The sequence below is a fragment of the Ensifer sp. EB106-05-01-XG146 genome (assembly GCF_058791875.1).
In genome coordinates this window covers 1,332,501-1,345,371 of sequence record NZ_JBYTDX010000002.1, presented here as the reverse complement: position 1 = coordinate 1,345,371, position 12,871 = coordinate 1,332,501, and the positions used below count along the sequence as shown (strand labels likewise).

Sequence of the window (12,871 nt, the reverse complement as noted above, 5' to 3'; positions counted from 1 at the left end):
GTCATGAGCGAGAAACGCACCTTCTGGACCTGCCTGCTCGCGTTGATCGTCGCGCTGCCGCTCGCCTTCGTCGCCCGCGCATGGGAAAGCCTTGGTGAGAGCCAATGGCTCGCCGGCGGTAGCCCGGAAGTCGTCGTTGCGGATGGAGCGGCGCAGGCCTTCGCCGGCGGGCAATGGAAGCTTATGGATATGCGACGCCTGCCGCGCACCGACGACGCACGCGTCATTCTTACCGAATTCGAGGCATCGCCGACCGATCTCGCCGCTTTGTCGAAGGGCGCCTGCCGCGTTCGACTGATCGACGACAAAGGGCGCCGCTTCGAACCGGTCACCCTGACCGAGCCGATCGTGCGAGAGATGTATCCGGAGGTGGCCGAGCGTCCGCGCTGCAGTGTCCTGGCCTTTACGGATGCCAAGGCCGGCAGCCCCGTCCGCATGGCCGAGAGCTTCATCGTTCCGGCGGAGGCGCGGGACCTTTCGCTGCGGATCGAATTTCCCGGCGCCAGTGACGAGACGCTGGTGTTCAAGTGGACGCGTAGTTGATCTCGACTTTCTCGGCCTGACGGGAAACGGCGTGTTCGAGCATCGCCGCCAGCAGGGTGATGCGCAGGGCATCGAGCACGATGCCGCCGTTGAGATCGCTGGGGCTGCCGATGAAAAGGCTCACGGCATCGAAAACGAGCCGCCAGCGCGCAAGATCTGCCACGTCCAGCGTCCGTGTTGCCGCGTACCAGGTCCAGCCGCCGAGCCAGGCAATGGCATTGTAGGCGATGATAAAGGCGAAAAGTGCCGCCAGCCCCGAGCCGAGCGTCAGCTTCAGGCAGGTCCAGATCGGCGCATAGCGGGAGCGATAATCGCTGATGAAGTGGTCGAGAAAATCGGCGACCCATTTGCGCAGCGTGCGGGCGCGGCGCGGCTTTGGCGATGTCGGCCGGGTGCGCGGTGTTGCGCTCGAAAGCTCGTAGCCGTTGATGATGGCCGCCATGACCAGCCAGACGACCGGAAGGAGCGCATAGAAGAACAGGCCTGTGGCCTGGCTATCCCAGTCAGGTTTTCTCAATTCCACCGGCACGAAGGTCTCGGTGGCATGCGCAATGCCGGCGAAGGCGAAGCCGTTCATGCTCAGAAGCTTGCCGGCGCCTAGCCAGGTGATCACCTGGTCCTTCCAGACCGACAGGCCGTAGAGACCGATGAAGATCCAGCTTGCATCTGCGGCTACAATCAGAAGACGCCAGACGGGCGCTTCGCTCAGCTTGCTCATGCGTTTTGCGCCCCAGCGTACAAGCCAGCAGAGCGCGATCGACACGAGAACGCCGCGCGACCCCAGAATATCGAAGAAGTTGGCTTTTTCGCCGAAAGCGACGGCAGCAAGTGCTGACCGCGAATATTCGCGCACGGTCTCGCCGAGAAAACCCCAGGCGGCGTAGTAGGCAAAGAACGGCAGCAGGGCGGCGGCGGTGACGGCGAGCAGCCTGCGCTCGGCCTTCGGCACCTTGCTCTCGACAGGCGCCGCAGCCGGTTGCTGCCGGAGCGCTTCGAGCGCCGGCAAGCCCGGGCGAAGGACCATGAACATCAGCACGATGACGACGAGCTTCGCCAACACGACGAGGGAGAGCGTGACCATGCCGCCGAGCGGATGCTGCATCCCGATCCAGACGGCTGCCCGCATCAGGAGATCGTGCACGATGGCGCCGCAGGCGGCGATCAGCAGGAGCTGCGGCCAGAAGCGGGCGAGAAGGCGCGCCATCAGGGCAAAGGGTCCGAACACTTCGGCGATCGACGTCATGCCGACACCATAGTTGCGTCGGCCGGTAACGACAACCGCTCGGGCGGGCGGAGAGACAATGTCCTCCGCGTCGCCCGGCGTCAGATGTTGCGGCGCTTGCCCTCGATCAGGTCGAGCACCGCGCGTGCCGCATCGAGCACGTTGGTGCCGGGGCCGAAGACCGCCGACACGCCGTTCTCCATGAGATAGTCATAGTCCTGGCGAGGGATGACACCCCCACAGATGACGATGACATCCTCGCCGCCACGCTTTTTCAGCGCTTCGGCCAATTGCGGCATCAGCGTCTTATGGCCGGCTGCGAGCGAAGAGACGCCAATGACATTGACCTTGCTCGCAAGCGCCATGTCGGCCGCTTCCTCCGGTGTCTGGAACAACGGGCCGGCAAGCACGTCGAAGCCGATGTCGCCAAAGGCCGACGCGATCACCTTGGCGCCCCGGTCGTGGCCGTCCTGGCCGAGCTTGGCGACCATGATTTTCGGCTTGCGGCCGAGTTTCGCCGAAACTTCGTCGAGGCGGCCGGAGAGCACCTCGAGTTCAGGCTCGCCCTCATAGGCCTTGCCATAGATCTTGCTGACGACCTTGGGCGTTGCGGCATGGTCACCAAAGGCGCCGCGCATCGCATCGGAGATTTCGCCGACGGTCGCGCGCGACCGCGCCGCTTCGACGGCGGCCGCCAAGAGGTTGCCTTCGCCGGTCGAGGCGACCTTTGAAACCGCGGCCAGGGTCTCTTTCACCTTTGCGCTGTCGCGCCGCCGCTTCGTTTCCTCGATGCGACGGATCTGCGCGGCGCGCACGGCGCTGTTGTCAATTTCCAGGATGTCGATCGGCTCCTCGTTGTCGAGCCGGTACTTGTTGACGCCGACGATGATTTCCTCGCCCTTGTCGACCGCGGCCTGGCGGCGGGTCGCGGCCTCTTCGATCAGTCGCTTCGGCAGGCCGGCGTTGACCGCACGGGTCATGCCGCCCATCGCCTCGACCTCTTCGATCAGCGCCCAGGCCTTTTCGGCGAGTTCATTGGTCAGGCTCTCGACATAGTAGGAGCCGGCAAGCGGATCGACGACCTTGGTGACACCGGTCTCGTGCTGCAGGATCAGCTGCGTGTTGCGGGCGATGCGCGCTGAAAACTCCGTCGGCAGCGCGATCGCCTCGTCGAAGGAGTTGGTGTGCAGCGATTGCGTGCCGCCAAGGGCGGCCGACATCGCCTCGAAAGCGGTGCGGATGATGTTGTTATAGGGATCCTGCTCCTGCAGCGAGACGCCCGAGGTCTGGCAATGGGTACGCAGCATCAGCGAAGACGGCTTCTTCGGCTCGAACTCCTTCATGATCCGGGTCCAGAGCAGCCGCGCCGCCCGAAGCTTCGCCGCTTCCATAAAGAAATTCATGCCGATGGCGAAGAAGAACGAAAGCCTCCCGGCGAACTCGTCGACGTTGAGCCCCTTGGCAAGGGCAGCCCGCACATATTCGCGCCCGTCGGCGAGCGTGAAGGCAAGCTCCTGCACCAGCGTCGCGCCGGCTTCCTGCATGTGGTAGCCGGAGATCGAGATCGAATTGAACTTCGGCATCTCCTTCGCCGTATACTCGATGATATCCGCGACGATGCGCATCGAGGGTTCCGGCGGGTAGATGTAGGTGTTGCGGACCATGAACTCCTTGAGGATGTCGTTCTGGATGGTCCCCGAGAGCTTGTCGCGCGAAACGCCCTGTTCCTCGCCGGCAACGATGAAGGAGGCGAGGATCGGAATGACCGCGCCGTTCATGGTCATCGAGACCGACATCTCGTCGAGCGGAATGCCGTCGAACAGGATCTTCATGTCCTCGACCGAGTCGATCGCAACCCCTGCCTTGCCGACATCGCCTTCGACGCGCGGATGATCGCTGTCGTAGCCGCGATGGGTCGCAAGGTCGAAGGCGACGGAAAGGCCCTTTTGTCCGGCCGCGAGATTCTTCCGATAGAAGGCGTTCGAAGCTTCGGCCGTGGAGAATCCGGCATATTGGCGGATCGTCCAGGGACGCCCGGCATACATGGTCGCGCGCGGACCACGCACGAAAGGCTCGAAGCCCGGCAGCGAATCCAAATGATCGATGCCGTTGAGGTCACCGGCCGTATAGAGCGGCTTGACCGCAATGCCCTCGGGCGTCTGCCAGGTGAGGCTTGCCGGCGCTGCCTTCAGTTCACGCTCGGCGAGCGTTTCCCAGTCCTTGGTGGTCTTTTCGGTCATCGGATGTTCTCCTGGATGATGGCGTCGACGGCCGTCGCCATCATTCGAATTCCATGATCAGTTCGTCGACCGCGAGGCTGGCGCCGGCGGCGACCGCCACGCGCTTGACCACGGCCTTCTTTTCGGCGCGCAGAATGTTTTCCATCTTCATCGCTTCGACCACGGCAAGAGCCTGCCCGGCCTCGACGGTGTCGCCGGCCTTGACCGTGACCGAGGTGATGACACCCGGCATGGGGCAGAGCAGCATGCGCGACGTGTCCGGTGGCAGCTTTTTCGGCATCAGCCGCGCCAGCTCCGCAACCCGCGGGCTTCTGACGTGGGCAATGGTGTCGATGCCGCGCCAGCGGAGCCGGATGGCGGTTCCAACCCGATCGACTTTGACGCTCAAGGGCTCATTGTCGATGTTGAAGGTGGCAAGGGTGCGGCCGGGAGCCCAGTCACCGGCGATCGTAACCGAGGCGCCGTCGGCAAATCGGACATAGGCACCATCGGCAGACGCGCCGGCGGTGACTGCGAAGTTGTGATCGCCGAGGCTGACCACCCAGTCGTGACCGACGATGCGACGGTGATTGCCGATCGTGCCGGAGATCTGGCTGGCGCGCTCCTGCAGCACCTGATTGATCGATACGGCGACGGCTGCGATCTTGCGAAGCGACTGCTCGTCGGCCGCAACGCCGTGGAAGCCGTCGGCGAATTCCTCGGCGATATAGGCCGTGGTCAGCCGGCCCTCTCGGAACCGCTGCTGCTGCATGACGGCTGCAAGGAACGGCAGGTTGTGACCGATGCCTTCCACCTCGAACTGATCGAGCGCATCGGCCATGGCATCGACTGCCGTCTTGCGATCCGGCCCCCAGGTGCAGAGCTTGGCGATCATCGGGTCGTAATACATCGAGATCTCGCCGCCCTCGAAGACGCCGGTATCGTTGCGTGTCACCGTGCCATCTTCGCGTCTGCCCTCGACCGGGGGACGATAGCGCGTCAGCCGACCGATCGACGGCAGGAAATTGCGGTAGGGGTCTTCCGCATAGAGCCGGCTTTCGATCGCCCAGCCATTGAGCTTTACGTCGTCCTGGCCGAAAGCTAGTTTTTCGCCACTCGCAACACGGATCATCTGCTCGACGAGATCGAGCCCGGTGATGAGCTCGGTCACCGGATGCTCCACCTGCAGGCGGGTGTTCATTTCGAGGAAGTAGAAATTGCGCTTGCCGTCGACGATGAACTCGACGGTACCGGCCGAATGATAGCCGACGGCCTTGGCGAGCGCGACCGCCTGTTCGCCCATGGCCTTGCGGGTCTCGGCGTCGAGGAAGGGCGAGGGGGCTTCTTCGATGACCTTCTGGTTGCGTCGCTGGATCGAGCATTCGCGTTCGCCCAGGTAAAGCGTATTGCCGTGTTTGTCGCCGAGTACCTGGATTTCGATATGGCGTGGCTCGGTCACGAATTTCTCAATGAAGATGCGGTCATCGCCAAAGGCGTTCTTCGCTTCGTTCTTCGACGACTGGAAGCCTTCGCGTGCCTCCTGGTCGTTCCAGGCGATGCGCATGCCCTTGCCGCCGCCACCGGCCGAAGCCTTGATCATGACGGGATAGCCGATCGAACCGGCGATCCGAACCGCCTCGTCGGCATCCTCGATCAGACCCATATGGCCCGGAACCGTGGAGACACCCGCTTCGGCCGCGAGCTTCTTCGAGGTGATCTTGTCGCCCATCGCCTGGATGGCTCCAACCGGCGGGCCGATGAACGCAACGCCTTCCTTTTCCAGGGCTTGCGCAAAGGCGGCATTTTCCGAAAGGAAGCCATAGCCCGGATGAACGGCATCGGCGCCGGTCTTGCGGATCGCATCGATAATTTTGTCGATGACGATATAGGACTGCGCCGAGGGCGAGGGGCCGATATGCACCGCCTCATCCGCCATGCGCACATGCATCGCGTCGCGATCGGCGTCGGAATAGACCGCGACCGTTGCGATGCCGAGCTTCTTCGCAGTCTTTATGACGCGGCAGGCGATTTCACCACGGTTGGCGATGAGGATTTTCTTGAACATCTTGTTTCTCTTTCAAATCCGGACTGCGCGTCAGCGTTTGAACTTGCGGCGATAGGGCAGAAGCGCGATCGAGGATGCTGCGGCAGCACCTCCAAAGAGCAACGCGAAAGGCACCACGACCATGAGGGTTGCGAGTACCGGGCTCGTCGAGCGTATGATGTGCGTGCCGACCGCGCCGATATTGAGCCAGATCAGCACGCCGGCCGTTATGGCCCCGATCGCAACGCCGATCAGCGCGTTGACGGTCATGTAGCGCAGCATCTGCCAGTGGTCGCGTCGGGCCTCTTCCGGTGTCATTACGCGTTCCGGCTCCCGTTCCATCGTCGCCTCCATCAGAGCGGGATCGTGTCGTGCTTGCGCCAGCGGACATCGACCTGCTTGTTGCGCAAGGATGCGAAGGCACGAGCGATGCGGCGACGCGACGAATGCGGCATGATCACTTCGTCGATGAAGCCACGCTCGGCGGCGACGAACGGATTGGCGAAGCGCTCCTCGTATTCTTTGGTGCGCGCCGCAATCTTCTCGGCATCGCCGAGTTCCGAACGGTAGAGGATCTCGGTTGCGCCCTTGGCGCCCATCACGGCGATCTCGGCGGTCGGCCAGGCATAGTTGACGTCGGCGCCGATGTGCTTGGAGGCCATGACGTCGTAGGCGCCCCCATAGGCCTTGCGGGTGATCAGCGTCACCATTGGCACGGTCGCTTGGCTATAGGCGAAGAGCAGCTTGGCGCCGTGCTTGATGACGCCGCCATACTCCTGCGCCGTGCCAGGCAGGAAGCCGGGCACGTCGACCAACGTCAGGATCGGGATCGAGAAGGCGTCGCAGAAGCGTACGAAACGCGCGGCCTTGCGCGAGCTGTCGATATCGAGGCAGCCGGCAAGCACCATCGGCTGGTTGGCGACGACGCCGACTGTCTGGCCCTCCATGCGGATGAAGCCGGTGATGATGTTGCGGGCAAAGCTCTGCTGCAGCTCGAAAAAATCACCTTCGTCGGCGAGCGCAAGGATCAGTTCCTTCATGTCGTAGGGCTTGGTGGCGCTATCGGGGATCAGGCTGTCCAAACGCATTTCGAGCCGCGCCGGGTCGTCGTGGAAGGGACGGACCGGCGGCTTCTCTCGGTTGTTGAGCGGCAGGAAATCGAAGAGCAGGCGCACGTGCTCAAGCGTTTCGATGTCGTTCTCGTAGGCTGCGTCGGCGACGGAGGACTTTTTCGTGTGCGTGCCCGCACCGCCGAGTTCTTCGGCCGTGACGATCTCGTTGGTCACGGTCTTTACGACGTCGGGCCCGGTCACGAACATGTAGGAGGAGTCACGCACCATGAAGATGAAGTCGGTCATGGCCGGCGAATAGACGGCGCCGCCAGCGCAGGGCCCCATGATGACCGAGATCTGCGGGATGACGCCCGAGGCTTCGGCATTGCGGCGGAAGACCTCGGCATAGCCGGCAAGGGAGGCCACGCCTTCCTGGATGCGGGCGCCGCCCGAGTCGTTGAGGCCGATGACCGGCGCGCCGTTGCGTACAGCCATATCCATGATCTTGCAGATCTTCTGCGCATGCGTTTCCGACAGCGAACCGCCGAGCACCGTAAAGTCCTGGGAGAAGACATAGACCTGGCGGCCATTGATTGTGCCCCAGCCGGTGACGACGCCGTCGCCCGCGACCTTCTGGCCTTCCATGCCGAAGTCGACGCAGCGGTGCGTGACGTACATGTCGTATTCTTCGAAGGAGCCTTCATCGAGCAGCACCACGATGCGTTCGCGCGCCGTCAGCTTGCCTTTGCCGTGCTGGGCATCGATCCGCCGCTGGCCGCCGCCGGCTCTTGCTTCCGCCCTGCGGGCTTCGACCTGTTCTAGTATGGCGCGCATGGTGCCCTCCCGATTTTTTGATGCCCGGCTTTTTCAACGATTGTGCAGAGGCGCTTCGAGCTTCGCAATAGCGTCGAAGACGGCATGGAAAAACGTCTCTTCATGTGCAAATGTGAAATAGAGTATTTTGTGAAACGTAAATTGCAAAGTTGCAAACATGGCGATCGGCAAGCTCTACATCGGCCGCAAGGTCAGGGAATTGCGGGAAGCGAACAAGGCGACACAAGGTCAGTTCGCTGAACGCATCGGTATTTCCACCAGCTATCTCAACCAGATCGAAAACAACCAGCGGCCGGTTTCGGCGGCGGTGCTTTTGGCGCTCGCCGAAAAATTCCAGATCGACATCGCCGAGCTTTCGACCGGGGAGGGCGATCGCCTGCTTTCGGCGCTATCGGAAGCGCTCAGCGACCCCCTGTTCGAGACCTATTCGGCGAGCCTGCAGGAGCTGAAGCTCGTTGCCCAGAACGCGCCAGGCCTGGCGCATGCACTGATCACCTGCCACCAGGCCTACCGCCGCAACAGCGAACAGCTTGCGAGCATCGACGACACCATCGGCCGCGGCGGCCCCTTCGTCGAAACGACGCCCTATGAGGAAGTGCGCGACTTCTTCCATTTCGTCGACAACTACATCCACGAGATTGATATACTCGCGGAGCGGCTGGCGAGCGAACTCGGGCTCGGCGAAGGCGACAATCATGCAGCGCTTGCAAGCTATCTGGAGCAGCGCCATGGCGTCCGTGTTGTGCGCGGTGCTGCCGGCGACGAGGCGATCCGTCGCTTCGATCCGCGTGCCCGTATCCTGACGCTCAATCCTTACGCGCCGCCAGCGACGCGCGACTTTCAGATCGCCCTGCAGATCGCCCAGCTTCATGCCCGCGAGGAGATCGACCGGGTGGCCGGCAGCGCCGGTTTCCGCACGGAAGAGGCCTATGAGATCTGTCGCATCGGCCTGCAGAACTATTTCGCCGGTGCGCTCATCTTGCCCTATCAGGCGTTCTCAAAAGCCGCCCGCGACTTGCGGCACGATATCGAGCTGCTCGCCGCCCGTTTCGGCGCCTCATTGGAGCAGGTCTGTCACCGCCTTTCGACCCTGCAGCGACCGGGGCAGAAGGGCATTCCGATCTTCTTTGCCCGCATCGATCGCGCCGGCAACATCACCAAGCGCCATAGCGCCGCGAAGCTGCAATTCGCCCGCTTCGGTGCCGCCTGTCCGCTCTGGAACGTGCACCAGGCCTTCGAGACTCCGGGTAGGATCATCCGGCAACTCGCCGAAACGCCTGACGGCGTGCGCTACCTCTGTCTCGCCACCCAGATCACCAAGGGTGGCGGTGGTTTCCGCGCCGCGCAGCCGCGTTATGCGCTGGCGCTCGGCTGCGAGATCTCCTACGCCGATGCTTTCGTCTATGCCGACGACATGGATCTCGGCAACCGCGCCGCCTTCGACCCGATCGGTATTTCCTGTCGCATCTGCGAGCGCACGAAATGCGCCAGCCGGGCCGTACCGCCATTGAAGCGTCGCCTGATTGTGGATCATGACTTACGCGGCGCTCTGCCGTATCGTCTAAGTGAGAGCTGATTGGGCTTGTCTGTTCATTTTTGAACAGACCCTGTGAGAAGTTGCATATGGGCCTGCCGGAGGTTTGGTGTAACTAGGCCCTAATTGCTCGACTATGCGGTCAGGGAGGACATGCATATGGATTTTCGCCTGTCGGAGGAACAGGAGGCCATTCGTCAGATGGCGCTCGATTTCGCCCGCGACGAGATTGCCCCTCACGCGATCGACTGGGATCAGCAGAAGCATTTTCCGGTCGACACGTTGCGCGGCGCCGCCGCACTCGGCATGGCCGGCATCTACGTCCGTGACGATGTCGGCGGCACGGGCCTGACCCGGCTAGACGCTGCGATCATCATCGAGGCGTTGGCGACCGGCTGCCCCGCCGTCGCCTCCTTCATGTCGATCCACAATATGTGCGCCGGCATGATCGACCGTTATGGCACCAACGAGCAGCGCCAGCGGCTGCTGCCCAAGCTTTTGACCATGGACGTGCTCGCGAGCTACTGCCTGACCGAGCCCGGTTCCGGTTCGGATGCGGCGGCGCTGAAGACAAAGGCGGTCAAGGACGGCGACAGCTATGTGCTGACCGGCCAGAAACAGTTCATCTCCGGCGCCGGTGAATCCGGCCTCTATGTGATCATGGCGCGCACCGGCGAAGACGGCCCCAAGGGGATCTCGACCTTCATCGTCGAGAAGGATGCGCCGGGCCTGACCTTCGGCGCCAACGAGAAGAAGATGGGCTGGCACGTGCAGCCGACCCGCGCCGTCATGCTCGACGGCGTGCGCGTACCCGCTGAAAATCGCCTCGGCGGCGAAGGCGACGGCTTCAAGATCGCCATGGGCGGGCTCGATGGCGGTCGCTTGAACATCGCCGCCGCGTCGCTCGGCGGTGCTCAATCGGCCTTCGAAAGGGCGCTGGCCTACGTTCAGGAGCGGCGCGCCTTTGGCAAGGCGATCGGCGAATTCCAGGCGCTACAGTTCCGTCTCGCCGACATGGCGACCGATCTCGAAATCGCCCGCACTTTCCTTTGGCGTGCCGCTTCGGCGCTCGATGCGGGCGACCCGGAAGCGACGAAGCTCTGCGCCATGGCCAAGCGCTTCGTCACCGACCGCTGCTTCGCCGTCGCCAACGACGCGCTGCAGCTTCATGGCGGCTATGGCTATCTCGCCGATTATGGTGTCGAGAAGATTGTCAGGGACCTTCGGGTGCACCAGATCCTGGAAGGCACCAACGAGATCATGCGCCTCATCGTGGCGCGTTCGCTTATCGGCCGGAAATAGGCCAGAAACGGGAAAGACCGCTCATGGAAATGCAGACGCCAGCACCGGAAGTGATCGTCGAGCGCCAGGGCGCGGTCGGCCGGATCCGGTTGAACCGCACGCGCGCGCTGAACAGCCTCAACGTGCCGATGATCCGGTTAATCGCGGCGGCCCTGACCGAATTCGAGAACGATCCGGCGGTCGCTGCCGTGCTTGTCACCGGCGAGGGCGAGCGCGGGCTTTGCGCCGGCGGTGATATCCGAATGATCTATGAGAGCGGCCGCGAGCGCCCGGAGGAGGGCGCCCAGTTCTGGCGCGAGGAGTTCGTCGTCAACAGCCGCATCTCCGGCTACCGTAGGCCCTATATCGCCATCATGGACGGCATCGTCATGGGCGGTGGCGTCGGAATCTCCGCCCACGGCAGCCATAGGATCGTTACCGAGCGCACCAGGCTTGCAATGCCCGAAACCGGCATCGGCTACTTCCCGGATGTCGGGGCCACCTGGCTTTTGCCGAAGGCGCCCGGTGAATTCGGCACCTATCTCGGTCTCACCGGCCGGGACATCGTTGCTGCCGACGCGATCCTTGCGCGGCTCGCGGACAGTTTTGTCGCTGCGGACAAGCTGGAAGCCTTGATCGCTGATCTCGCCGCACTTGCGCCGAGCGCGGGCAGCGCGGATGTCGACGGCGTGATTGCCAAGCATGCTTCGGAAGCTCCGGCAACGCCGCTTCAAGGCCATCTTGCCCTGATTGACCGTTGCTTTGCCTTCGATACGATCGAAGAGATCCTCGCGGCGCTCGAAGCCGATGGTTCCGATTTTGCCAGGGAGACGCTCGCGCTCTTGAACTCCCGTTCCGCGCTCAGCATGAAGCTGACGCTCGATCTCCTGCGCGCCGGCCGCCGCAGTGCTTCGCTGAACGAATGCCTTGAGCGCGAATACTCCGCGACGCTCGGCATGCTCGCCAATCCCGATTTCTACGAGGGCGTGCGTGCCGCTGTGATCGACAAGGACCGCAATCCGAAATGGTCGGTTGGACTTGCCGACGTGACGCCCGATAGGCTCGCGCGATTTGCGCGCAAAGATCACCCGCCACTGTTCTAGCGCCTGAGGATGGGTCGCAGTTCGGTTTTGGCCGAGTTTCAATGCGAGGAGGAATGACATGACGAAGATCGCCTTTATCGGGCTCGGCAATATGGGCGGTCCGATGGCCGCCAATCTGGTGAAGGCGGGACACGCGGTCACAGGCTTCGACCTGTCTGAGGCTTCGCGCAACGCCGCGGCGAAGACCGGCGTTTCCGTCGCCGGCTCGATAGCACATGCGGTGCGCGGTGCTGAATGCGTCATCACCATGCTGCCGGCCGGCGCCCATGTCCTCTACGTCTGGGATGAACTTCTCGGCTTCGTCGATCCGGGCACGCTCCTGATCGACAGTTCGACGATAGACGTCGATAGCGCCCGGAAAGCTCATATGCTCGCCGAAAAGATCGGCTGCCCCTCGCTCGACGCACCGGTTTCCGGTGGCACCGGTGGTGCTGCGGCTGGCACCTTGACCTTCATGGTCGGCGGCAGCGACGAGGCTTTTTCGCGCGGCAAGCCGCTGCTCGACGCCATGGGCAAGAAAATCGTCCATTGCGGAGGTGGGGGCGCCGGTCAGGCGGCGAAGATCTGCAACAACATGATCCTCGGCATTTCCATGGCCGGTGTCTGCGAAGCTTTCGTGCTGGCCGAGCGTCTCGGCCTGTCGCACCAGGCACTGTTTGACGTGGCTTCTACGTCGTCCGGCCAGTGCTGGTCGCTGACGACCTATTGCCCGGTGCCGGGCCCGGTTCCGACCTCGCCCGCCAACAACGAGTATAAGCCGGGCTTTGCCGCAAGCCTGATGCTGAAGGACCTGAAGCTGTCGCAGCAGGCAGCGAGTGCCGCTGGTGCGACGACGCCGATGGGCGCGCAGGCCGCGCAGCTCTATTCAATGTTCGAGAAACTCGGCCATGGTGGCGAGGATTTTTCGGCGCTGATCCGTCTGTTGCGCGGGAAAGACGAGGCCAAGGCCGGTTAATTCATCCCGTGCCGATCGATTTCCGCCCGTTTAAGCGGGCGGAAGGTGGCTGCTGCTGTCTGTGGATAGAAATACCGTTTAATT

At 63.0% G+C, this 12,871-nt stretch carries 10 protein-coding genes; 5 read left to right on the top strand and 5 right to left on the bottom strand.

All coding sequences use genetic code 11. The features are described 5' to 3' along the window. Positions 1–3: 3 nt before the first annotated feature. Complete coding sequence (locus AC3WVQ_RS26260; protein ID WP_060583590.1) at positions 4–543, top strand: hypothetical protein; 540 nt, start codon at positions 4–6, stop codon at positions 541–543. On the opposite strand, the gene AC3WVQ_RS26255 is transcribed toward AC3WVQ_RS26260, so the two are convergent. From AC3WVQ_RS26255 to AC3WVQ_RS26235, 5 genes are all read right to left on the bottom strand, one after another. Then, on the bottom strand, positions 524–1,786 hold the full coding sequence (locus AC3WVQ_RS26255) for a hypothetical protein (protein WP_492383221.1): 1,263 nt from the start codon (positions 1,784–1,786) through the stop codon (positions 524–526). The genes AC3WVQ_RS26260 and AC3WVQ_RS26255 overlap by 20 nt on opposite strands. A gap of 80 nt (positions 1,787–1,866) precedes the next feature. Next, a complete protein-coding gene (gene scpA / locus AC3WVQ_RS26250) occupies positions 1,867–4,005 on the bottom strand; it encodes a methylmalonyl-CoA mutase (RefSeq protein WP_492383220.1) in 2,139 nt (712 codons plus the stop codon). Between the two features lie 40 nt (positions 4,006–4,045). Next, entirely contained in the window at positions 4,046–6,049 is a 2,004-nt protein-coding gene (locus AC3WVQ_RS26245) for an acetyl-CoA carboxylase biotin carboxylase subunit (protein ID WP_034800103.1), read from the bottom strand. A 30-nt stretch (positions 6,050–6,079) separates the two neighbouring features. Beyond that, positions 6,080–6,370, bottom strand: coding sequence for a hypothetical protein (locus AC3WVQ_RS26240; protein ID WP_029742742.1), 291 nt, complete (start codon positions 6,368–6,370; stop codon positions 6,080–6,082). Positions 6,371–6,381: 11 nt separating this feature from the next. Then, complete coding sequence (locus tag AC3WVQ_RS26235; protein WP_034800104.1) at positions 6,382–7,914, bottom strand: acyl-CoA carboxylase subunit beta; 1,533 nt, start codon at positions 7,912–7,914, stop codon at positions 6,382–6,384. A 157-nt stretch (positions 7,915–8,071) separates the two neighbouring features. Here AC3WVQ_RS26235 and AC3WVQ_RS26230 point away from each other — a divergent pair, with 157 nt between their 5' ends. From AC3WVQ_RS26230 to mmsB, 4 genes are all read left to right on the top strand, one after another. After that, positions 8,072–9,490 carry a helix-turn-helix domain-containing protein gene (locus AC3WVQ_RS26230; protein WP_034800105.1) on the top strand — a complete coding sequence of 473 codons (1,419 nt, stop codon included), beginning with the start codon at positions 8,072–8,074 and terminating at the stop codon, positions 9,488–9,490. A gap of 117 nt (positions 9,491–9,607) precedes the next feature. Further along, positions 9,608–10,750, top strand: a complete 1,143-nt coding sequence (locus AC3WVQ_RS26225) for an isobutyryl-CoA dehydrogenase (RefSeq protein WP_162731945.1) — start codon at positions 9,608–9,610, stop codon at positions 10,748–10,750. 23 nt (positions 10,751–10,773) lie between these two features. Beyond that, positions 10,774–11,832, top strand: a complete 1,059-nt coding sequence (locus tag AC3WVQ_RS26220; protein ID WP_034800107.1) for an enoyl-CoA hydratase/isomerase family protein — start codon at positions 10,774–10,776, stop codon at positions 11,830–11,832. A gap of 58 nt (positions 11,833–11,890) precedes the next feature. Next, positions 11,891–12,787, top strand: coding sequence for a 3-hydroxyisobutyrate dehydrogenase (gene mmsB, locus AC3WVQ_RS26215; RefSeq protein ID WP_492383219.1), 897 nt, complete (start codon positions 11,891–11,893; stop codon positions 12,785–12,787). Positions 12,788–12,871 lie beyond the last annotated feature (84 nt).